Source organism: Pelomicrobium sp. P1 (assembly GCF_052805615.1).
Map to the genome: position 1 here is coordinate 134,880 of NZ_JBRBEM010000003.1, position 22,008 is coordinate 156,887.

The window sequence follows — 22,008 nt, forward strand, 5'->3', positions numbered from 1 at the left end:
GGCTTGCCGGCGCTTCCGGCAATTACGGCGATGAAAGGACCAGACCGATGATCATCATCATGGGCAACGACGCCTCGGACGCCCAGGTCGAGGCGGTGGTGCGCAAGATCCGGGAGGCGGGGCTGGGCGTGAACATTTCCCGCGGCACCGAGCGCACGGTGATCGGCGCCATCGGCGACGAGCGCAAGCTCACCGAAGAGATGTTCGAGAGCATGCCCGGCGTGGAGCAGGCGATCCACGTGCTCAAGCCCTACAAGATCGTGGCCCGGGAGTGGCACCGGGAGGACACCGTCGTCCAGGCGAGGGGCGTGCCCATCGGCGGCGGCGCGGTCCAGGTGATCGGCGGCCCCTGCTCAGTGGAGACGCCGGAGCAGATGTGCCTTGCCGCCAAGGGGGTGGCGGAAGCGGGTTGCCGGCTGATGCGGGGCGGCGCCTTCAAGCCCCGCACCAGCCCCTACGCCTTCCAGGGGCTGGGGATCGACGGCCTCAGAATGCTGCGGGAGGCGGGGGACGCCTACGGGCTGCCCATCGTCACGGAGCTCATGGACGTGCGCATGCTGGACACCTTCCTCGCCTTCGACGTGGACGTGATCCAGATCGGCACCCGCAACATGCAGAACTTTGACCTGCTCAAGGAGGTCGGGCGGGTGAAGAAACCGGTCATCCTGAAGCGGGGGCTGTCCGCCACCATCACCGAGTGGCTCATGGCGGCGGAGTACATCGCCGCCGGTGGCAACCACGACATCATCTTCTGCGAGCGGGGCATCCGCACCTTCGAGACCGCCTACCGCAACGTGCTGGACGTGACCGCTATCCCGGTGCTCAAGAAGGAGACCCATCTGCCGGTGATCGTGGACCCGTCCCACGCCGGCGGCAAGGCCTGGATGGTGCCGGCGCTCGCCCGGGCGGCGGTGGCGGCGGGCGCCGACGGGCTACTGATCGAGTCGCATCCCAATCCCTGCGAGGCGTGGTGCGACGCCGACCAGGCCTTGACTCCCCAGGAGTTGAAGGATCTGGTGGACAGCCTGGACGCCATCGCCCGGGCCCTCGGCCGCTCCTTGGACCGCTGGACGCCCGCCGCCCGGGCGAGCCGGGTCGCTTAAAGGAACCCGCCCACGAAGACGGATGTTCGAGATCGAGAATCTGAAGCACCGCTACGGCGACGCCCTGGTGCTCTCGATCCCCGAATGGAAGGCCGCCCCCGGGGAACACTGGCTGCTCACCGGGGCCTCCGGCAGCGGCAAGACCACCTTGCTCCACATCCTGGCGGGCATTCTGCGGCCCACGCAAGGCCGGGTGAAGGTGAACGGCTGCGCCCTCGACGAGCTGTCCGGGACGGCGCTGGATCGCTTCCGTGGCCGGCACGTGGGGCTCGTGCCCCAGCGGCTGCACCTGGTGGCAAGCCTCTCGGTCCTGGACAACCTGCGGCTGGCCCAGTACCTGGCGGGGCTGCCCCGGGACGAGGCGCGGGTGCGGGAGATCCTGCGCACCCTGTCCATCGAAGCATGGGCGGACGCCAAACCGCCGGAGCTGTCCCAGGGCCAGGCCCAGCGGGCCGCCATCGCCCGGGCGGTGGTGAACCGGCCCCGGTTGCTGCTCGCCGATGAGCCCACCGCCCACCTGGACGACGCCCATTGCGCCCAGGTGATCGACCTGCTCGAGTCCCAGGCGGCCGCTTGCGGCGCCACCCTGGTGGTCGCCACCCACGACCAGCGGGTGCGCAGCCGCATCGGCAAGGAATACCGGTTGGAGGAACAAGCGTGAGCGTGCTCAAGATCAGCTTCGCTTATCTGGCCAGCCGCAAGCTGGCCACGGCCCTCAACCTGCTGCTGCTCGCCCTGGGCGTCGCCTCCATCACCGTGCTCATGTTGGTGACCGAGCAGTTGGAGCGGCGCATGCTGCAGGACGCGGAGGGCATCGACCTGGTGGTGGGGGCGAAGGGCAGCCCCCTGCAGCTCGTGCTCTCCACCGTCTATCACCTGGACGTGCCCACCGGCAACATCCCCTTGAAAGATGCCCGCGCCGTCGAAGCCAACCCGGCGGTCAGGAAGGCGATCCCCCTCGCCCTGGGAGACAACTACCGGGGCTTCCGCATCGTGGGCACGACCCATGACCTGGTGGAGCATTATGGAGGACGCATCGTCCAGGGCGAGCTGTGGCTCGATCCCCTGGAGGCGGTGCTGGGGGCGGAAGTGGTCCGCGCCACCGGGCTCCAGGCGGGGGACACGTTCTCCGGGGTCCATGGCATCGCCGAAGCGGGGGAAGAGCACCACGAGCATCCCTACGACGTGGTGGGGATCCTGGCGCCCACCGGCACCGTGCTGGACCGGCTGATCTTGACGGCCGTGGAGAGCGTGTGGGACGTGCACGCCCATGAAGGCGCGGAGGTTCCCCTGCTGCCCGATGGCACGCCCGACTGGGACGCGGGCAAGGAGCTGACGGCGCTCCTCATCCAGTACGCTTCGCCCCTGGCGGCGGTCACCTTTCCCCGCTGGGTGAACAGCCAGAGCGCCCTGCAGGCGGCCTCCCCCGCCTTCGAGACGGCGCGCCTGTTCCAGCTCCTGGGGGTGGGCGCCGACGTGTTGCGGGCCTTCGCCTTGGTGCTGATCGCCGGCGCCGGGCTCGGCGTGTTCATCGCCCTGTACAACGCCCTGGAGGAGCGGCGCTACGATCTCGCCATCATGCGCACCCTGGGGGCGGGGCCCGGGCGCCTGTTCGGGCTGCTCCTCTTGGAGGGGATGCTGCTCACGGGCCTGGGCGGGCTGCTGGGGCTCGCCCTCGGCCACCTGGGGGCGGAGGGGCTCGGCGCCTGGCTGCGGGCGGCGCGCCAGGCGGACATCACCGGATTCACCCTGGTGCCCGGGGAACTCTGGCTGATCGCCCTGGCCCTGGGGGTGGGGCTCGCCGCCGCGCTGCTTCCGGCGTGGCGCGCCTATCGCACCGATATCGCCCGCGTACTGGCGGAGGGTTAATCCATGGCAAGACGATTCGGCATGACGCTGGCGGCTGCGCTCTCCCTGGCCTCGGTCGCCGTCCTGGCGCAGACGCCTAAGGAAGACCCGTTTTCGCCCCCGGTGCCGCCGGAGGCGCTGAATCCAAAACCGCTTCCCGAGCTTCAGGGCGTGGTGTCCTGGCGCACCCTCAAGCAAGTGGAGATGGTGAAGGACAAGGGCAAGATGGTGCCCCAGTTCTCCGACAATATCCTCGTCCTGGATAAGAAGGAGGTGAAGCTGCAGGGCTTCATGCTGCCCCTTTCCGCCGGCGAGAAGCAGACCCATTTCATCCTGAGCTCGCTGCCGCCCACCTGCCCCTTCTGCTTGCCGGCCGGGCCGGACTCGGTGGTGGAAGTGAAATCCAAAGTGCCGGTCAAGTTCACCTACGAGCCGGTGGTGCTCTCCGGCCGCTTCGCCGTGCTCAAGAACGATCCCATGGGCATTTTTTACCGGCTCACCGACGCCGAGCCGGTGAAGGACTGATCCCATAACCGATCGGACCATGGCTTTCCGCCTTCTCCTTCCCCTCCTCGCCCTGCTGCTGGCCGTCGGGCCCGTGGGCAGCTACGCCCACGGGCTCCGCCACCTGTTCGGGGACATGCCGCTCCACGGGCACGAAGAGGATGCCCGTCATGGCGACGGGCACGCCCACGGCCACGGGGAAGGGGGCGCCCCGGGCGAGCCCCAGCGTGCCGACTGCGACCTGTTCGGCGCCCATGCGCCCCTGGGAGCGGCGGCGCCGGGGTACGCGCCTCCGCCCGGGGCTTGCGCGCCGGCCGCCGTGGCGCCGGCCCTTCTCTCCTACGCTTTCGTTCACGCGCCTTACGTTCCTTTTCTCCAGCGCGCCCCCCCGTCCGACTCCCTGAGGCTCGCTTGACGCAACGGCCGGCTCCGCCGGCTCGGTCAACTTTTTTTCAGGGAGATTCGCCGTGTACCGATTCAAACCTGCCGCGGCGGCGGTGGCGCTGGCGCTTGGCGTCGCGCCTGCCGCCCTGGCCCAATCGAGCGCCGACATCCAGGAGATCCGCCGCCAGATCGAGCGGATGAAGCAAGACTACGAAACGCGCCTGCGGGCGCTGGAGGAGCGGCTCAAGGAGGCCGAGGCCAAGGCCGGAAAGGCCGAGGAACAGGCGGCCCAGGCCCGGAGCCAGGCCGCCGCCGTGACCCAGCGCCGGGCCGAGAACGCCTTCAATCCGGGCGCCTCCTTGATCCTCCAGGGCCGCTACGCCAGCCTCAAGCAGGATCCCGAAACCTATCGCATCAACGGCTTCATCCCCAGCGGCGGCGAGGTGGGGCCCGGCGAGCGGGGCTTCAGCCTGGTGGAATCCGAACTCAACCTCTTCGCCAACGTGGACCCGTACTTCCGCGGCTTTTTCACCGCCGCCTACACCCCCGAGAACGAGGTGGAGATCGAGGAGGCGTATTTTCAAACCCTGTCCCTGCCTCGGGGTTTCACCCTGAAGGGCGGCCGGTTCTTCTCCGGCATCGGCTACCAGAACGAAATCCATCAGCACGCCTGGGACTTCATCGACGCGCCGCTCCCCTATCGCGCTTTCCTGGGCAAACAGTTGGGCCACGACGGGGTACAGCTCAAGTGGCTGGCGCCGACGCCCTTTTTCCTGGAGCTGGGGGGCGAGGCGGCCCGCAGCGAGGAATTCCCCGGTTCGGAGCGCAACAAGAACGGCGCCTCCCTGGGCACCGCGTTCGCCCGCATCGGGGGCGACCTGGGGCCAAGCCATAACTGGCGCTTGGGCCTCGCCTATCTCCAGACCTCCCCCAAGGAGCGGGTGTACGAGGACGAGGACTCGGCGGGCCGCCTAGTCGCCAACGCCTTTTCCGGCCGCAGCAAATTGTGGATCGCCGACTTCGTGTGGAAGTGGGCGCCCCTGGGCAACCCCACGGAGCGCAATTTCAAGCTCCAGGCCGAAGTCTTTCGGTCCAAGGAGAAAGGCACCCTGGCCTTCGACGTAGACGGGGCCAATCTGGAAGACCGCTACGACTCCCGCCAGTACGGCTGGTATGCCCAGGCAGTGTACCAGTTCATGCCCCGCTGGCGGGTGGGCGTCCGCTACGACCGGTTGGAGCACGACCGGGTGAACATCGGCCAAGTGCTGAACGGAACGCTTACCGCCGCCGACTTCCCGATCCTAGGTCCCTACAACCCCGAGCTTTACACCGCCATGATCGACTGGTCCCCCACCGAGTTCAGCCGGGTACGGCTTCAGTATGCCCGGGACAAGTCTCGGCAGGGGGAGCTGGACGACCAGTTCTTCCTCCAGTACATCCTGGTCCTGGGCGCCCACGGCGCCCACAAGTTCTAGGAGCCGACCTATGATGCATGCATGGCTTCGATGGATTGTGGGGCTGCTGCTGATGGGCGCCGGCATGGCCTTTCCCCTCGCCCCGGCCCAGGCGGCGCTCCAGGTCTTCGCCTGCGAGCCGGAATGGGGCGCACTCGTGCAAGCGCTCGCCGGCGACAAGGCCGTGGTGTACAACGCCACCACCGCGTTCCAGGACGTGCACCGCATCCAGGCCAAGCCCAGCCTCCTGGCGGCGTTTCGCCGGGCCGATCTCGCGGTATGCACCGGCGCCGACCTGGAGATCGGTTGGCTGCCCATCCTCTTCGCCGAGGCGGGCAATTCCAAGGTGCAGCCGGGGAAGCCCGGCTATTTCGAGGCGTCCCGCTACGTGACCCTGTTGGAAGTGCCGGCCACCTTGGACCGCTCCCTGGGGGATCAGCACCCGGCGGGCAATCCCCACATCCACCTGGACCCGCGCAACATCCTCAAGGTCGGGGAGGCCCTCGCCCAGCGCTTGGCCGAGCTGGACCCGGAGCACGGGGCCCGGTACCGATCCCGGTACCGGGACTTCGCCGGCCGTTGGCAGCAGGCGATGAGCCGCTGGGAGGCGCAAGGGGCGCCCCTCAGGGGCACCCCCGTCATCGTGCACCACGAGGGCTTTCCCTATCTGAACGCGTGGTTGGGTCTCAAGCAGGTGGGGGCGCTGGAACCCAAGCCGGGCATCGAGCCCACGGCGAGCCACCTGGCCCAACTGCTGGAGGCGCACAAGCGCGAACCGGCCAGGATGGTGATCCGGGCGCCTTACAACAGCCCGAGGGCCGCAGAGTGGTTCGCCCGGCAGGCGGGGATTCCCCAGGTGGTGCTGCCCTATACCGTGGGCGGCTCGGAGAAGGCGAAGGACCTCTTCGGCTTGTTCGACGACACCCTGGAGCGGCTGCTCGCGGCCGCTTCCGCCTCGTCGCGGACGGGTGAGCCCGACGCCCCTTCGTCCTTGAACGTGGGCCGGACGACGCCAGGCGCGAAGCCCGAAGCATTCCACAACGGATGAAAGGAGGTTATCGTGAAGCGATCCCCCCTGCTGTTTGCTTTTTGGTTGCTCACTTGCCCGGCGGCTTTCGCCCTGGCGGCCCAGGACAGGGCCGGGCAGCACCTGGTGCAGGAGGAAATCGCCGGCCACCAGAGGATGGCCGCGGCCCACCGGGACGCGGCCGAATGCCTGCGGGCGGGCGCGCCCCTCGCCGAATGCGTCCGGACGCTGGAAGAGGCGTGCAAGGGCGTTGCGGCGGGCCGCCGCTGCGGCATGAAAGTGGCAAAGGGAGAGGCGGAGGACACGGCCGCCCTCCGGGACAGGCATCTCAAGATGGCGGCCGCCCACGAGGCGGCGGCCCAGTGCCTGACCTCCGGCCGGGAGATGGAAGCGTGCGAAAAGCGGCTGCGCCAGGACTGCCGAGGATTGTCCATTAACACCCATTGCGGCATGAGGGCCCATCATTGACGCGCCGTTCGGCTCCGCGCCCCCCACGCCCGCAAAGGCGGGCGTAAAGGGCGAGGTGCTCCTCGAGCTCCTGGACCTGGAGGCCGGCTACGGCGCGCCCGTGGTCGGCCCCGTCTCCCTGCGGGTAGCCCGGGGCGAGGTGGTGGGGCTTTGGGGCAGGAACGGTTCGGGCAAGAGCACCCTGCTCAACGCCGTGGCGGGCCTCGCGCGGATTTTCGCCGGCCGCATCGTCAAGGCCGCGGGCGCCCGCATCGCCTACCATCGCCAGCACGGCGCACCGGTGGCGGGGCTTCCCGTCTCGGCCCGGGACCTGCTCGAACTGACCGGCGCCGACCAGGAGAGCCTCCCCGCTTTCCTGCAGCCCCTGCTGCGAGCCCGCCTGGATATCCTGAGCGGCGGCCAGCGCCAGTTCTTCCAGGTATGGGCCTGCCTGGCGGCGCCGGCGGATCTGGTGCTGCTGGACGAGCCCACCAACAACCTGGATCCTCCGGCCGAGACGGCGCTGGCGGAGGCGCTTCGGTCTCTCGGCCCTGATCGCGCCGTGCTGCTGGTGAGCCACGAGCGTGATTTCCTGGATCGGGTGTGCCATCGCATCGTGGAGATCGGCTGAGTGGATGCCCTTTTCGATCCCCTGTTCCAGCTTCCCTTCGCCACCGGCTTTGCGTACGCCCTGTGCCTTCCTGCCGTCGGGATGTACCTGCTGCTGCGCGAGGAGTGGATCGCGGCCCTGGCGCTGGCCCAGGTCTCGGCCTTCGGGGCGCTAGCGGCTGCGGCGCTCAATGCCCCTGTCATGATGGGTGCCGCCGCGGCCACCCTCGCGGCCGCCGCGGCCAAGGGACGCCTCGCGCGAAGAGGCGCCACGGGCTGGATCTTGCTGCTCCTCTTCGGCTGGAGCGGCGCTCTGCTGCTCGCCGCCAACCTGCCCCTCGCCGAGCCGCTCGGGCGGGCCCTCTTGGACGGTCAGCTCTACTTCACCGGCGCGGTCCACTTGGGGGTGGGCGTGGCGGCGGCCGCGGTTGCCTTTGGCGCACTCGCCAAGCTTTCGCGACCGCTGCTCCTGGAGTGGCTCCTGCCGGGATTCCTGGAGGCGAGCGGCGCGCCGGTGCGACGGTTGCGACTGGCTTTCGATCTGCTGGCGGCGGTCGTCATCGCGCTCGCGACCGCCAGCATCGGCGTCATGGCCACGTTCGCGCTCCTTTACACGCCATCGGTGATGGCGTATCGATTCGCACCGAATTGGAGGACCGGGCTCTTCGGCGCGGTCCTGTCGGGCGCTGCCCTCTACGTGGTCGGTTTCTCGTTGGCCCTGGCGCTGGACCAACCCTTTGGTCCGGTGCTGGTGGGCGCAGCGGTCGCGGTGACCGCTCTGTCCATGTCCGGGCCGGTGCAGGCTGCACGGGGGAGATGAACCCATTCGATCGCTTGGAGCACGCCTTCTGCGATGCGTTTGGGCCGCCATCCCAGCCCCGACATCTGCACTTCGACCCCCGCCGGAATCACTTCGATCACCTTGGCGCCGGCCTGCACGGGAACACCGCTGCGGGTGAGTCCCCGCAAGTGTCCGGTCAGGGGCGCTCGAAGGACGGTGCCGTCGACGTGGCCGATGACGTCGCCGGCCTGCACGAGGTCGCCCATTTGGCAAGGAGAGCGGAACAGGCCGCCGTGCGGGGTATACACGAAGCGTTCACGGCCGTAGCCGCCCACGCGTTGGGGTTCCCCTACGTAAGGCTGGGCCGAACCCTGCCAGAGGATGTCCCCGAGGCGGTTCCCCCAGGCGCTTTCGATGACCACATCCACCGTCGCGCCCGCCACAAAGCCGGGGCCGATGCCGATGGACAGGGGGGCGATTCCCCGCTGCGGCTCGGAGGGCGCGCGCTTGCGCGTGCGGGCATCCACCAAAACGCCCGGCCGCCGTGCTGCCAAGACGGTATCGAAGTCCAGCGTCAATAAGGGAACCGCTGCCCGACCGTCCAGCAAGCGGTTCAACTGCGCGAGGGTGCCGACCCGCCACGCAAGCACCTCCTCCAGCCGGGCAGTCCCGTCGAAGAACGCGTCGACGAACGACATGCGGCGCCTGCACGAGGTGGGGGCCGACGCCTCGTGCATGGCCACGGCGAAACCGGCGCGGAAGAGGGCGTGGGCCACCGCGGAAGCGATCTCGCCCACGCCGCGAACCAAAATGAAGAGGCCGCCCGCCGGCTGCGGGACGAGCGAATCGGGCGATGGTTCAAGGCGGGGCATGGCTTTCCCTCCGGCGCCTGGCCAGGGAGCCCGGCTTCCAGTGCCTCGCGGCTGCGCGGCCTTTCCTTTGGCCTTAACGACGCGCAAAAAGCCGCCTAAGCCTCCATCGAACGCTCGCGCTCCCGGGCAAAGCTGGCTTACTTCGAAGCGCCGCTCGCGCGCGCGACGTAGTCGGCCAGCGCCTCGATCTGCTCCTCCGTCAGCACACCCCCATACGCTGGCATGATGCCCAACCCGTTTCGGACGGCGGTCGCCACCCGCTGGGCGTCGGGCTTGAGCTCGTCCAGCTTGGGACCGATCTCGGCGCTGGAGCCCGCGTCCTTGAGCGTGTGGCAGACGGCGCACGGGGGCTGGGCGAGCTGGGTAAAGACTTTCTTGCCGAGGGCCATCTTGGCTTGCAGCTTCGGGTCGTTGCCGTTCGCGCCGGCAGGGGCGGCAGCCGTGAGCAGCGCGAGCGCGCAGGCGGATTCCGCGGCCGCGAGAAAAAAGCGTTTTCTGAACGCAAGGGGGCTTTTCATGGGGTCTGGGTGGATCACAAAAAGAGAAAAGAGTGGAAAAAGCGCAGCGCTCGCGCGCGAGCGCTGCGCAGAGGCCCTTTCAGGCAACGGTGAGCTGTACCGCGTGGTCGCGCCAGCTGTTGTTGATGTAGCCGTGATCGTTTTCGAGCCGATTCTCGGGCTGCACGTTGCCTTCGACGTCGATGGCGCGGCTTGCGATCGTGTAGGTGCCGGGCTTGAGTTTCACCGGAAACACAAACTGGCGCCACGCGTACCGCCCTAGATCTGGGCCGACAAGCTTCGCTTCCTTCCAGGTTTTGCCGCCATCCAGCGACACTTCCACGCGCTTGACGGCGTTAACTCCGCCGAGGGCCACCCCATGGATCTGCAACCCGCCGGCGGGCACTGGGCCGCTGTCGGGGTTGGGGTAATTGACCCAGGACTTGACGTTCATCTCCCACACCGAGGGGTGGCTCGGGTCGCTCTTCACCCCGATGGGGGAGATGCGGTAGCCGGTTTTCTGGATCTTGGCCTCGGTCTCGTCCCGCGTGAAGGCGAGCCGCTTGATGTACTTGACGTTGTTCACGCCCGTGTAGCCCGGCACGATGAGGCGCAAGGGGCCCCCATGGGCGAGCGGAATGGGCTCGCCGTTCATCTCCCAGGCGAGCAGGGCGTCTTCCATGGCTTTGAGCGGGACCGAGCGTTCCACCACCAGGCCTTTCGGATCGACCCCCTCGGGCAGTTTTTCGCCCCCCGTGCCGGTCATGAACCGCATCCCCTCGGCGACGCCCCCCAAGGCCTCTACGACCGCTCGCACGGGCACCCCGCTCCAGATCACGCAGCCCGCGGCCCCCACGGTCCAGGGCGTGCCGCTCGGCTTATGGGGGAAAAAGCCGCGGCCGTTGCCGGAGCATTGCAATACCATCGCGACCGTCTCCAGGCCCATGGTCTTCAGCTCGGCGACGGTCAGCTTGCGCGGGTTCTTGACGCCTTCCACGGCGAGCTGCCAGCCGTTGCGATCGGCGACGAAGGACGCATCCGGTGCCGGCAGGTTGTTGCGGATGAACAGCTGCTCGGCCGGCGTGATGACGCTGGTGCCGAACGCGCTGCGCTTGGTCTCGATGGTGGTCGCGCTGTGGACGATCAGGCTCTGGGCGTCCTTCCAGGCGACGTAGTCGGGCAGCGGTTTGGGCTTCGCCGGCTCGGCGGACCACGCCCGGGGACTCCAGCCGGCGATTCCAACGGCGGAGCCGGCCAAGCCGGCAGCCAAGGTTCCGGCGCTGCCGGCGAGCAATTGGCGGCGGCGTAGATTGATGATTTCGTTCATCGTTTCCTCCTCATGTCGTCAGGTGGGTCGTGGGGGGTGAAAACGGTCGGTTACCCCTTCTTCAAGAAACGCTCGGTCTCGGTGAGCACCTTCGGGTTGTCGGCCAGCATCAGGATCGTCCTGCCCGGCACGCCTTCCACAAATCGCCAGTATCGCCCCATCCAGACGCCGTGTCCCGAAGGGGCACCGGGGACGGGCTGCTCGAAGGCGAGGATGGTGACCATGCCTCCGCCCTTCTCGATGAAAGTGGTGAGGTGATAGGCCTTCCTGCCGGCGATCTCGCAAGGGCGCTGCAGCTGGACGAGCCCCGGCAGCGATGCACCTTCGCGCAGGCCCATCGCGTGCAGCATCGGAAGCTTGTTCTTCTGGAAGTCGCCGCGCAGCGTCGCCTCCCGGTGCTCGTGGACCATGGCCTCGCGCACCAGTTGCGGGGGGTAAACCCAGGCGAAGAAAAACCACACACCGAGGCCCAGCGAGAGCACGGCACCGGTCAGGGCCGCCGCCGTACGGCGCCAAGGGACAGGCTTGTACAGGCTCAAGGGGGCTTCAGGCGCGCCGGTGGCGTCCTTGAGCGACGCAGCCATGAGGAAGTCGAAACGGGTCCACGGCACTTGCCGGGCAGACGGGTCGGGGTGTTCGGCGGTCATGGTGCTGGAATCGGGGTTCGAAAAAGCTCATTTGTCCTGAGCGGCCACGTTGGCGCCGCTGCGGCGCAGCGCCAGGATCTCCGCCGTTTCGGACGCGCTCTCGCATGCCGTGCGAGCGCTGGCGCCGGAGGCGTCCAACGCCTGACGCAAGGCCTTGCGGGCGCGGTCGAGCCGCGACAGGACCGTGCCAGGGGCCACCTCAAGCGCAACGGCCATCTCTGCGATGGCCATATCCTCGAAGTAAAAGAGCGTGAGAACTTCCCGATGGATCGGGGACAGTTTTTGCAGCGCACGAAGAATGTCCAGCCGCTGCTCCAATGCCGCCGCGCTATCCGGATCCGAGCGCTGATCCTGTTCCTCGTCATAGAGTTCGTGGTTTTCCGCGCGGCAGCGCAGGGCCTCGCGGCGCAGGATTTGGAACAACCAGGCCTTGGCGAGCCGCCGGTCGCGCAACTGGTCCATGTGGCGCCAGGCCAGCTCGAAGCAGTCTTGCACCACCTCTTCCGCGATCGCGCGGCTCCCGGTAAGGGCCCATGCGCTTCGGAACAGGAAGCGGTAGTGGTCTCGAACCCAGCTGTTATAAAGGCGCTCCCGGGAACCGAACATCGCTCGAATATCTCCGCCTTTGCTTTGAGACTCAATCGGTTGAATCGAGACTGCAGCGCCCTCTCGTCCCCCTGTGGCGTGTTCCAGCGGGCAGACCCCCGGCCGCCGCGGACCTTTGAGGGGCTCGTGCCCAGGCTCACGCCTCGGCCTCGCCGGCGGACGGCGCAGAGCGGTGAACCGGCCTCCAGCGCGGGCCGGCTCAAAGCTTGCGTCGGCGGTTCCAGCGCACCCATTCGGAAGAGAAATCCACTCAAGCGTTGCTTCTTGCCACGCCGTTATAGAGGCGCCGCCCGCCCAAAATATTCCACGCCCGGCTGCCGCCATCATCCCTCTTTCTCTGGACTTTCAGGGGCCGGGACGCGAGGCAGTCAAGGGCACCGTCCATCAGGCCCGAGCTTCATGTGCTGGTATAGCCAGCGCTTGACTTTGGCGCGCGCGTGCTTGGCGGCGATCTTCTCCTCCGGCGTGGCGTCGTTTCTGAAATCGAAGGCGCGCCGCGCCATGGGGTAGACCTGCAGTTCGACCGTGGCGCCTTTCTCCACCAGGGCGTAGAAGGCGCGGCCGTTGTTGATGCGGCGCAGCTCGAAGTCCATGTCGCCGATGATCTGCAGCAGGGGTACCGTCAGGGAAAGCACTTCCGGCGCAATGGAGAACAGCTGCTGCGCTTCCGGCGCGTTGGGGTTCTGGAAGTGGCCGTAATAGGTGGCGATGGCGGCCAGGTCCTTGCCTCGTTTTGCCGCCAAGCGGATGGCATAGTACCCGCCGCGGGACACTCCCACCACACCGGCGGGAATCGGGCAGGCGTCCGGGTGCTTGAGCAGCGCGTCCAGGGCCGCTTCCACGTCAGGCTCGGTCTCCGGATAATGGCGGTCGGGCCAGCGTTCAATGAAGTGTCCGCTCTGCCAGTCCAGCCCCAGGACCAAGAATCCCTGGGCCGCCAGCTCCTCCATGTGGGCCCGGTCCACGTCGTCGAAGCCGCGCTTGGCGTGGATGTAGAGTACCGGCGGAAACGGTCCCTTGCCCGAGGGACGCGCGATTTCAATCGGCACTTCTACGGGACCGGATTTGATCGAGCCTTTTTCGGTCGCGCTGTAGCCGGGCATTGAAAGGGTCAGCAGCGCGAGAAACGCCGCGAGGCGGTAGTCCATCCTGGCTTCTCCTCGGGGGTGGGTGCTGGTCTGGTGTGGATCCTGAAGGGGCCGAAGCCCGGGCTCATGCCCCGGCCTCGCCGGAGGGCGGCGCAGGGCGGTGCGCCGGCCCCGCGGAGCGAACCAGCGCAACGCTTGCGTCAACGCAGCGCACCCATCCCAACGCCCAATGGATTCCATGAAGCGGTATTCGTGGCCCCGCCGGTATAAGAGGCGCCGCCTGGCGAGAATATTCCAAGCCCGGCTGGCGGATCATTCCCCTTTCCGAACGGCGCCCAGCGTCTATCGTGGATTTTTTCAATGCCTTACGTTTCACGGGCCCAGGAGGCTGGCTCGCTTCATCCCTTACGGCGTGCTGGTCAGAACCGCTGGGGACTCGGCAGGGGGTCCCTCGCCTTCCACCACCAGGATCCGGGCAGCAGAGGCGGTCTTCGACGACAAGGTGGCCACTGCTTCGCGCAGCGGTCCGATCACCGTGCCGTTGGCCGCGCCGGCGGGATTGGTCTTGAAGCTGGCGATCGGCGCCCGTTGCCCGCTCACATAGACGTGGTAGACCGTCTGGGGCTTGAGTTTGAAGAGGAACACTTCCAAGGCGTCCACCAGCCCCAGGTTGCGCGCCACGACGAAGCCGCGCGCTTCGCCCTTTGCGGCCTTGAGCGGGATGTTGATCGGCTCGCCATTGGCGCGCGGGACGAGGTTGGCCGTGCCCGTGCCGCTGGGCACGGCGTTCGACACGTAGACCAGCGCCTGCGGGGCCTGCCCGACCGGGATGCGAGCGATCACCCGGTCGGTGGCGGTGTCGATCACGTCCACCGCATCGCCGTTTTCCAGCCCCACGTACATGCGCGTGCCATCGTCGGAAGGCCAGATGCCGTGCGGCAGCGCGCCCACCGGGATGGTGGCCAGCAACTTCGGCGCGGCATCGGTGGTGTAGACCTTCACCGCGTTCTCGCCGCCGATGGTGACATAGGCGAGCGTGCCGCGCGCGGTCTTGGCGAAACCCAGGTGGTTGGCGATGAAGCCGGTGTCGAATACGCCCTTCACTTCGAGGGTTTCGGTGTCGATGCGGGTCACCTTGCCCACGTCCTTGTGCGTCATCCACACCTCCTTGTAGTCAGGGGTGAACTGCAAGAAGGGAGAGAAGGGGCTCGCCACGGGGATGCGCTTGATCACCTGGCGGGCGGCCACGTCGATCACGTGGACCTCGGGGGTGAAGCTGTGCACGACGAAGGCGAGGTTGCGGGTGGGATGAAAAAGCACCATGCCCGGCCCGGGCGCCGTTTCGATGCGCGCGACTTCCTTGAAGGTGTTGGGATCGATCACGGAAATGTGGCTCTCGCCGCGCACCACCGCCCACACTTCCTTGCCATCGGGGGTGAAGAACCCTTCGTGGGGCGAGCGGCCGATGTAGGCGATGCCTTTCACCCGATTGGTGGCGGTGTCGATGAAGGCGACCGAATTGGAGCCGTTGGAAATCGCGATCAGCGTCTTGTGATCCGGCGAAAACCCCAGGCCGTGCACGTTGATTTCGCCCTTGTAGAGCGGCGAGAGCACGTCGGGGCGGGCGTTGCCCAGCCGGATCTGGCCCAGCAACGTGTTGGACGAAGGATCGATCACCGACACCGTGTTGGTGTTCTGGTCGGCGGTGTAGACGCGGTCGGTAGGTGAAGGCGCGGCCAGCGCGACCGAACTGCCGAAGGCCAGCGCGAGGGCGAGCAAGCGTCGTTTCATGTCGAGTTCCTTCTCAGCGAGTTTGGGATGTGGATTCCGTCTCTTGGGCGGCGCCGGGATTCCGCGCAGCGTGCCGCGCGAGCCAGCCTTGCATCAGCCGGATCTCGTTCTGCTGCTCGGTGATGATGGCAAGCGCCAGATTGCGCAGCTCCGGATCCTTGGTATAAAGGAGGAGCGCCTTCGCCATGTCGATGGCGCCCTGGTGGTGGGGGATCATCATGGTGACGAAATCGTGATCCGGATCGCCGTTCACCGGCGCCTTTGCCATCCCCTCGTGCATGATCGCCAAGGCTTGCGCGGCCAGCGTGGAGAACGGTAAAGCGGTGCTGGCGATGAACGGGGACGGCGCCTGGCTTGTGCCCGGCGGATGTTCGTGCCGCTCCTGCGCGGCAGCCCCCACCGCGGCGAGGGCGAGCGTTACGAGCGCAGCCCCCGGGAGGCCCAGGCGGCGGATGAAACGATCGAACCTTGGCGATGCGTTCATCTTTCGAGACTCAAAAGCTCTCGAGGTCGATGGGATGTGAGCGATCTTCCGGCGCCGCCTGAGCTTTCCTGGACAAGTCACATTGAGGGGCTCAGTAGCCGGCCAGGGAGAGCTTGGGGTCGATCTGCCAGGTCTCGCTCACCAGGCGACCCTCTCGGTAGGTCAGCACGTAGCGGACCTTGATCGGCTGCTTGCCATCAAACTGGACGTTGGCCGTGACGGTAGCGCCCTTGGGATTGGCGGACTCCTCCACCCTGTCGACGGTCAGCTTGAGCGGCCCCTGGGCTTGGGTGAACTTTTCCCATACGGCGCGGATGCTCTGGACGCCGTCATAGGTGCCATCGAGGGGACCGCCCACCCAGTTGAGCCGGGCGTTGTCAGCGTAGCCTCTCATCAACAAGGCGAGGTCGCCGGAGGCGATGGCCCGGAAGTGAACGTTTGCGTCCTCCAGCGCGGGTCCCGCGAAGGCGCTGCCGGTGAGAAAAAGAAAGCTTGCCGCCAAAGCATGCCGTTTCATCGTGTCGACTCCTTGATGGGTTGTGGGGTGTTACGTCAATAGCAAACAGTCATTGCCGGGCGCGTATTCCACCGCGTTTTGAAAATTTTTCCCGAACGGGCAGGGGGCGCCGACCGGTGCACCGGGGCGGGCGTCATTTGCCGCCCCAAGTAGTCTGGAGAAGCCTTTGGATCCTTCCGGGCGCCGGTCGAGGGTGGGCGGCAAAGTGGGAGACGCGGGCGGGGCCGGAAGGGGCGGTTCAGAACGGCTTGACCACCACGAGGATCACCACCGCGACGAGGATCAGCACCGGGAACTCGTTGAACCAGCGGTACCAGACGTGGCTTCGGGTGTTGCGCTGTTGCCGGAAATCCCGCAAGAGCTTGCCGCACCACAGGTGGTAGCCCACCAGGACCGCCACCAGCGCGAGCTTCGCGTGCAGCCATCCGCCGGAAAAGCCGTAACCGAGCCACAGCCACAGGCCCAGGGCGAGGGTGAGCACGGCGCCCGGGGTCATGATGCCGTAATAGAGCTTGCGCTCCATCACCTGGAAGCGCTCCTGGCTCACCGGGTCCTCCGCCATGGCGTGGTAGACGAAAAGCCGCGGCAGATAAAACAACCCGGCGAACCAGGTCACCATGAAGACGATGTGAAACGCCTTGATCCAGAGCATCGCTCGGCTTCCCCCCTGTCCGGGAAACGGTCTTGGTTATGCACATTTCATGGGGTTGAAACCTCCCGGAGCGAAAGGCCGCCCCCCCGGCAGCCGCAACGGCAACCGCCGCAGCCGTAGACCGGTGGCCGCGAACACCGCGTTGGCCACCGCGGGCGCCACGACTGGCACCGCCGGCTCGCCCACCCCACCCGGCGGCTCGCGGCTTTCCGCGATCTCCACCTCCAGCTCGGGCATTTCCGAAAACGTGAGGATGGGGTAGTCGCGGAATGTGGCCTGGGTCACCCGGCCGCCTTCGATGCGCACCTCCTCCTTGAGGGTCGCCGAAAGGCCCATGGCGATTCCGCCTTCCACTTGGGCCAGCACGCTGTCCGGGTTGACCGCTAGGCCGCAGTCGATCACGCTCGTGACACGCTCGACCTGGATCTTCCCCGCTTCGTTTACCGCCGCTTCCGCCACCAGGGCGACCCAGGCGCCGAAGGAAGCGTAGGTAGCGATGCCCCGTCCCCGGCCGGGCGGCAGGGGCGTGCCCCAGCCGGCCAGGGCCGCGGCCCGCTCCAGCACCGCCCGGTGGCGCGGGTGAGAAGCGAGGAGGGTGCGGCGGAATTCGAACGGGTCGTGGCCGCCGGCGTGGGCCAGCTCGTCGATGAAGCCCTCTACTACGAAGCCGTTTTGCGACGCCCCCACGGCCCGCCACGCGCCGGTGGGCACCGGCGACGCCACTTCCGCATGCTCCTCCCGGTAGTGGGGGATAGCGTAGGGCACCTCCACCATGTCCAGGGCCAGCTCCGGGCCCGCGACCCGCACGAAGAGGGCTTCGGGCCACCCTTTCCGGTCCAGGGCCGCTTGCAGCCTGGCCCGGTGCGCCGGGCGATAGGCGTCGTGCCGCAGGTCGTCGGCCCGGGTCCAGAGGACCTGCACGGGGGTGCCCATCGCCTTCGAAAGCTCTACGGCTTCTGCGACGAAGTCGGTTTCCAGCCGCCGGCCGAAGCCGCCGCCCAGGAAGGCGGTGTGCACCCGCACCCGGGACCGGGGTAGTCCCGCCGCCTGCGCCGCGGCCTTCTGGGCGTCTTCCTGGCTCTGGGTGCCGACCCAGACGTCGCAGCCGTCCCCGTGGACGTGAGCGGTGCAATTCATCGGCTCCAGCGTCCCGTGGGCGAGATACGGGGTCGCGTAGATGGCCTCCAGCACCCGCTCGGCCCGGGTCAGCACCCTCTTGGGGCGGCCGCGGGCGAGGACCACCTTTCCCGGCCGGGCGAGGGCTTCTTCCAGCGCCGCCTCGATGCCGTCGTTCGAGAGCGCCCCGTGGGGACCCGGCGCCCACTCGATGTCCAAGGCCTCGCGCCCCTGCAAGGCCTGGAGGAACGTCTCCGCCACCACCGCCACGCCATTGCCGATCTCCAGCACGCGCACGACGCCCGGTACCGCCAGCGCTCGGGACGGATCCACCCGCTTCAGCCGCCCGCCGAATTCGGGCGGGCGCGCTACCACGGCCACGAGCCTGCCCGGCACTTCCACGTCGATGCCGTAGACGGTGCGACCGGCCACCATGTCCGGAATGTCCAGCCGGGGCGCCGGGCGGCCGATAAAACGGAACGCGGAAGGGGGCTTGAGCCTGATGCGCGCGGGCGGCCGTTCTTGCGCCGCGGCTTCCGCCAGCTCGCCGAGGGGGAGGCTTCGGCCCGTGGGTTCGTGGGTGATTCCATCGTCATAAAGCCGGCATTCCCGGGCATTGACCCGCCAGCGCTTCGCCGCCGCGGCGAGGAGCTTCTCCCGCGCCTCCGCCCCGGCCCGCCGCAACCGTTCCCACTCGCCCCGGATACTGCTGGAGCCGCCCGTCAGTTGCACGTTCCACATGGGGTTCTTGTACCGGGCCTCCGCCGGAGCGAACTCGGTGCGCAAGGCGGAGGGCGCAACGCCCAGCTCCTCGGCTACCAGCAGGGCGAGGCCCGTGAGGGCGCCCTGGCCCATCTCCGAATGGTTGACCACCACGGTGAACGTCCCGTCGGTGCCCAGGCGCACGAAATCGTTGAGGGCGAAGTGCCGCGTTCCGGGAGGCGCGGGCGGAGGAGTCATCCCGGGGGCGGGGGGCAGGTCGCCCTGCGCCGCCCGCGCGAAGGCCCGGCGGATGCGGTGGTAGGTGCCGCAGCGGCACAACACCTCGTCCAGGGCCGCCGCCGCTTCCTGGGGCGACGGCCGGGGGTCGCGGGCCAGCAACGCCGCGGCCGTCATGATCTGCCCGCCCTGGCAATAGCCGCACTGGGGCACCTGTTCGGCGATCCACGCCCGCACCACCGGGTGCTCGCTTCCCAGCCCCTCCAGGGTGGTGACGGCGCGACCCGCGGCCTCGGCGAGGGGGACTTGGCAGGCCTTGGCCGGGGCGCCGTCGAGCCACACCACGCAGATGCCGCAGACGCCCACGCCGCAGCCGTACTTGGTGCCCTTGAGCCCGAGGGCGTCCCGCAGCGCCCAAAGGAGCGGTGTCCGGGAATCAAGGGTCAGGCTGCGCCGTTCCCCATTGACGGCGAGCTCGATCATGGGGATGGGCGCCCCATGATTTCCACAGGAAAGCTCACTTGAGCAGCCGCCGGCGGGTGAGCACCAGCGCCAGGTAGAAAGCGGCAGCCGCGTAGGCGAGAAGCACCAGCACGTGGAGGAGGGGCTCCGCCGGCGCACGGCCCACCACCAGCGGGCGCACCAGCTCGATGGCGTGGGTGAGGGGCAGCACCTGGGCCGCGTTCTGCAGGACCGCGGGAAGCTGGGCGGTGGGGAAGAACACGCCGCACAGGAGCACCATTGGGGTGATGACCAGGGTGAAATAGTAGAGGAAGAAGTCGTAGCTCGGGGACAGGGCCGTGATCGTGAGCCCCATGCAGGCGAAGGTGAGCCCGATCAAAGGGACGAGGAGAACGATCCACAGGGTGAGGGGCGAATGGGAAAGCCCCAGGAGCCAGATGACGGCGAGGATCGCCATCCCGGAGAGGAAGCTCTTGGAGGCAGCCCACACCGCCTCCGCCGTCACCACGTCGTCCAGGGTGATGGGGGCGTTCAGGATCGCGTCCCAGGTGCGCTGCACGTGCATGCGGGAGAAGCCGGAGTAGAGCGCTTCGAAAGTGGCGCTGTTCATGGTGCCGTAGCATACGGTGCCGGCGGCGAGGAAGGTGATGTAGGAGACGCCCTCCACGGTGGGAAGCAGGCTTCCCAGACCGAAGCCCAGGGCGAGCATGTAGAGCATGGGATCGGCCAGGTTGCCCAGCATGGAGGGGATGGCGAGCTTGCGCCACACCAGGAAATTGCGCCGCCATACGGGCACGAAGCGTAGCGACAGCCGGGGCGGCTGCAGGTGCTTGGGGTTGAAGCCGTTGAACGGGCGGGCGGCGGGAAACTGGGCGCTCACGGGGTTTCTCTTAGTAGAAAGTCAATCGCGGATGTCCCGCCCGGTGAGCTTCAGGAACACGTCTTCCAGGTTGGCGGGCCGGTGGAGATAGCGAAGTCCCGGCCGGCCCTCCAGGTCGGCGATGATGGGCTGGGCACCGTCACAATAGCAGAAGGCGGTCTCCCCGGCGACCTCCACTCGCCGGCACAGCCCCTTCGCCTGCTCCCGCGCCCAGGCCTGCACGCCCTCGCCGTACACCTCCACCACCTCCCGCTCGATATGGTGCCGGATCAGGGCCCGGGGCGAGCCATGGGCGATGATGCGGCCGTGGTCCATGACTGAGAGGGTGTCGCACAGCCGCTCGGCCTCGTCCATGAAGTGGGTGGTGAGCACGATGGTCTTGCCGAGGGCGAGTAACTGCTTGAGGCGCTCCCAAATCAGGTGCCGCGCCTGGGGATCGAGCCCGGTGGTGGGCTCGTCTAGGAACAGGAGGTCGGGATCATTCACCAGGGCCCGGGCCAGGGTGAGGCGTCGGCGCATGCCCCCCGAAAGGGTCTGGATGCGGGTGTCGGCCCGGCCCTCGAGCCCGGCGAAGGCCAGCAGCTCGGGAACGCGCCGCGCCACCGTTTCGTCATCCAGACCGAAATAGCGCCCGAACACCAGCAGGTTCTCGGCCACGGTGAAATCTGGGTCCAGGTTGTCGAACTGGGGCACCACCCCCACCCGCGTGCGGGCTTCCCGGGCCCGCTGGGGCACCGGCTCTCCCAGCAGGTGGATCTCGCCGCCGTCGGGGTCGGTGAGCCCAAGGCACAGCCGCAGGGTGGTGGTCTTGCCCGCGCCGTTGGGGCCCAGGAGACCGAAGCATTGGCCGCGCTGGACCGCCAGGTCCACGCCGCGCACCACCTCGCGGGTCCCGTAGAACTTGCGCAGCCCCCGAGCGGTCAGGACCTGCATGCGGCGGCGACCAGGCGCCTGAGCAGGGGCAGGCGCCCGTGAAAAAAGTGCTCGCCCCCGGGAATGACCAGCACCGGCAGCCCCTGGGGGCGCGCCCAGTCCATGACCTCGCCCAGGGGCACCACGTCGTCGCGCTCGCCGTGGATGACCAGGGCGTCCTCCGGCACGCTGGGCGTCGCTACGCGGGTCACCGCCGGCGCGACCAGCACTAGGCGGGCGGGCTGGAGCCGCTCCGCGGCCCGGGCCTGGATGGCGGCGCCGAAGGAGAAGCCGGCGAGCCACAGGGGGCTTTGGCCCAAGGCAGCGAGGGCCCACTTCGCCACCGCCACCGCGTCGTCGGTCTCCCCCTCGCCTTCGTCGAAGGCGCCGGCGCTCTGTCCCACGCCCCGGAAGTTGAAGCGCACGGCGGCGAAGCCCTCCCCCTCGAACGCCCGGGCCAGGGTGGTGACCACTTTGTTGTCCATGGTCCCGCCGTAGAGGGGATGGGGGTGGGCGATGACGGCGATGCCCCTGCGGGACGGGCCGGGATCGGCCAGGGCCGCTTCAATGGGGCCCGCGGGGCCGGGGATCAGCATGGCGGGCGAAGGGCGCTGCATGGCTAGCGATGGTGCGCGAGCGCAGAAGGCCTGGGCTCAGATGCGCAGCCGCTCCACGACGCGCCCATGCACCAGGTGCTCCCGGATGATTTCGTCGATGTCGTCCTGGTCCACGTAGGTGTACCAGATCCCCTCGGGATAGACCACCAGCACGGGCCCCTCGCTGCACCGGTCCAGGCAGCCCGCCTGGTTGATGCGCACTTTCCCGGGACCGGCGAGCTTGAGCGCCTTGACCTGCTCCTTGGCGTAGGCTCGCATCGTCTGGGCGCCGTGGTTGTTGCAGCACGCCTCCCCTGCCTGCCGCTGGTTGCAGCAGAAGAAGACGTGGTACTTGTAATAGCTCACGATGGCGGGAGAGGACGGAAAGGATGCGAATGCGAAATTATACCAGTTGGCGATCCCCCTCCCGGCGCGCGGGATTGCGCGGCCCCCGCGAACGCCTGA

24 protein-coding genes are annotated in these 22,008 nt (G+C 68.1%); 10 read left to right on the top strand and 14 right to left on the bottom strand.

All coding sequences use genetic code 11. The features are described from left to right. The first annotated feature begins 47 nt into the window (after positions 1–47). Genes aroF through ACUVYZ_RS04385 form a run of 10 tightly spaced genes read left to right on the top strand, consistent with a single transcriptional unit; the run spans position 48 to position 8,196 of the window. Positions 48–1,103: a 3-deoxy-7-phosphoheptulonate synthase gene (gene aroF, locus ACUVYZ_RS04340; RefSeq protein ID WP_439933446.1), complete on the top strand. Its 1,056-nt coding sequence runs from the start codon at positions 48–50 to the stop codon at positions 1,101–1,103. A 22-nt stretch (positions 1,104–1,125) separates the two neighbouring features. Continuing rightward, on the top strand, positions 1,126–1,764 hold the full coding sequence (locus ACUVYZ_RS04345; RefSeq protein WP_439933447.1) for an ABC transporter ATP-binding protein: 639 nt from the start codon (positions 1,126–1,128) through the stop codon (positions 1,762–1,764). After that, on the top strand, positions 1,761–2,972 hold the full coding sequence (locus ACUVYZ_RS04350; RefSeq protein WP_439933448.1) for an FtsX-like permease family protein: 1,212 nt from the start codon (positions 1,761–1,763) through the stop codon (positions 2,970–2,972). The genes ACUVYZ_RS04345 and ACUVYZ_RS04350 overlap by 4 nt, the downstream gene beginning before the upstream one ends. 3 nt (positions 2,973–2,975) lie before the next feature. Then, positions 2,976–3,476, top strand: coding sequence for a DUF3299 domain-containing protein (locus tag ACUVYZ_RS04355; RefSeq protein WP_439933449.1), 501 nt, complete (start codon positions 2,976–2,978; stop codon positions 3,474–3,476). 19 nt (positions 3,477–3,495) lie between these two features. Further along, positions 3,496–3,870: a hypothetical protein gene (locus ACUVYZ_RS04360; RefSeq protein WP_439933450.1), complete on the top strand. Its 375-nt coding sequence runs from the start codon at positions 3,496–3,498 to the stop codon at positions 3,868–3,870. 52 nt (positions 3,871–3,922) lie between these two features. Then, entirely contained in the window at positions 3,923–5,314 is a 1,392-nt protein-coding gene (locus ACUVYZ_RS04365; RefSeq protein ID WP_439933451.1) for a hypothetical protein, read from the top strand. A gap of 10 nt (positions 5,315–5,324) precedes the next feature. Then, entirely contained in the window at positions 5,325–6,341 is a 1,017-nt protein-coding gene (locus ACUVYZ_RS04370) for a metal ABC transporter substrate-binding protein (RefSeq protein ID WP_439933452.1), read from the top strand. A gap of 12 nt (positions 6,342–6,353) precedes the next feature. Continuing rightward, positions 6,354–6,788, top strand: coding sequence for a hypothetical protein (locus ACUVYZ_RS04375; protein ID WP_439933453.1), 435 nt, complete (start codon positions 6,354–6,356; stop codon positions 6,786–6,788). A 55-nt stretch (positions 6,789–6,843) separates the two neighbouring features. Beyond that, on the top strand, positions 6,844–7,398 hold the full coding sequence (locus ACUVYZ_RS04380; protein ID WP_439933454.1) for an ATP-binding cassette domain-containing protein: 555 nt from the start codon (positions 6,844–6,846) through the stop codon (positions 7,396–7,398). Continuing rightward, on the top strand, positions 7,399–8,196 hold the full coding sequence (locus ACUVYZ_RS04385) for a metal ABC transporter permease (protein ID WP_439933455.1): 798 nt from the start codon (positions 7,399–7,401) through the stop codon (positions 8,194–8,196). It begins immediately after the preceding gene. A 970-nt stretch (positions 8,197–9,166) separates the two neighbouring features. On the opposite strand, the gene sorU is transcribed toward ACUVYZ_RS04385, so the two are convergent. The 14 genes from sorU to ACUVYZ_RS04455 form a co-directional block, all read right to left on the bottom strand. Beyond that, positions 9,167–9,547 (bottom strand): SorU family sulfite dehydrogenase c-type cytochrome subunit, encoded by a 381-nt coding sequence (sorU, locus tag ACUVYZ_RS04390; RefSeq protein WP_439933456.1) that lies wholly within the window; start codon positions 9,545–9,547, stop codon positions 9,167–9,169. 79 nt (positions 9,548–9,626) lie between these two features. After that, positions 9,627–10,853: a SorT family sulfite dehydrogenase catalytic subunit gene (gene sorT, locus ACUVYZ_RS04395; RefSeq protein ID WP_439933457.1), complete on the bottom strand. Its 1,227-nt coding sequence runs from the start codon at positions 10,851–10,853 to the stop codon at positions 9,627–9,629. A 50-nt stretch (positions 10,854–10,903) separates the two neighbouring features. Next, positions 10,904–11,500, bottom strand: coding sequence for a hypothetical protein (locus ACUVYZ_RS04400; protein ID WP_439933458.1), 597 nt, complete (start codon positions 11,498–11,500; stop codon positions 10,904–10,906). 27 nt (positions 11,501–11,527) lie between these two features. Beyond that, positions 11,528–12,106, bottom strand: coding sequence for an RNA polymerase sigma factor (locus ACUVYZ_RS04405; RefSeq protein WP_439933459.1), 579 nt, complete (start codon positions 12,104–12,106; stop codon positions 11,528–11,530). Positions 12,107–12,474: 368 nt separating this feature from the next. Further along, positions 12,475–13,254, bottom strand: a complete 780-nt coding sequence (locus tag ACUVYZ_RS04410) for a dienelactone hydrolase family protein (protein WP_439933460.1) — start codon at positions 13,252–13,254, stop codon at positions 12,475–12,477. A gap of 345 nt (positions 13,255–13,599) precedes the next feature. Beyond that, positions 13,600–14,985, bottom strand: a complete 1,386-nt coding sequence (locus tag ACUVYZ_RS04415; protein WP_439933461.1) for a hypothetical protein — start codon at positions 14,983–14,985, stop codon at positions 13,600–13,602. 13 nt (positions 14,986–14,998) lie between these two features. Further along, positions 14,999–15,469: a CopM family metallochaperone gene (gene copM, locus ACUVYZ_RS04420; protein ID WP_439933462.1), complete on the bottom strand. Its 471-nt coding sequence runs from the start codon at positions 15,467–15,469 to the stop codon at positions 14,999–15,001. 91 nt (positions 15,470–15,560) lie between these two features. Next, on the bottom strand, positions 15,561–15,986 hold the full coding sequence (locus ACUVYZ_RS04425; RefSeq protein ID WP_439933463.1) for a nuclear transport factor 2 family protein: 426 nt from the start codon (positions 15,984–15,986) through the stop codon (positions 15,561–15,563). Between the two features lie 238 nt (positions 15,987–16,224). Beyond that, on the bottom strand, positions 16,225–16,638 hold the full coding sequence (gene hemJ / locus ACUVYZ_RS04430) for a protoporphyrinogen oxidase HemJ (RefSeq protein WP_439933464.1): 414 nt from the start codon (positions 16,636–16,638) through the stop codon (positions 16,225–16,227). A gap of 36 nt (positions 16,639–16,674) precedes the next feature. Further along, positions 16,675–19,176, bottom strand: a complete 2,502-nt coding sequence (locus ACUVYZ_RS04435; protein ID WP_439933465.1) for a molybdopterin cofactor-binding domain-containing protein — start codon at positions 19,174–19,176, stop codon at positions 16,675–16,677. 34 nt (positions 19,177–19,210) lie between these two features. Next, positions 19,211–19,981 carry an ABC transporter permease gene (locus ACUVYZ_RS04440; protein WP_439933619.1) on the bottom strand — a complete coding sequence of 257 codons (771 nt, stop codon included), beginning with the start codon at positions 19,979–19,981 and terminating at the stop codon, positions 19,211–19,213. Positions 19,982–20,056: 75 nt separating this feature from the next. Next, entirely contained in the window at positions 20,057–20,968 is a 912-nt protein-coding gene (locus ACUVYZ_RS04445) for an ATP-binding cassette domain-containing protein (protein WP_439933466.1), read from the bottom strand. Further along, positions 20,956–21,564, bottom strand: a complete 609-nt coding sequence (locus ACUVYZ_RS04450) for an alpha/beta hydrolase (RefSeq protein ID WP_439933467.1) — start codon at positions 21,562–21,564, stop codon at positions 20,956–20,958. Before ACUVYZ_RS04450 ends, ACUVYZ_RS04445 begins: the two co-directional genes overlap by 13 nt. A 36-nt stretch (positions 21,565–21,600) precedes the next feature. Continuing rightward, a complete protein-coding gene (locus ACUVYZ_RS04455) occupies positions 21,601–21,909 on the bottom strand; it encodes a (2Fe-2S) ferredoxin domain-containing protein (RefSeq protein ID WP_439933468.1) in 309 nt (102 codons plus the stop codon). Positions 21,910–22,008: the final 99 nt, after the last annotated feature.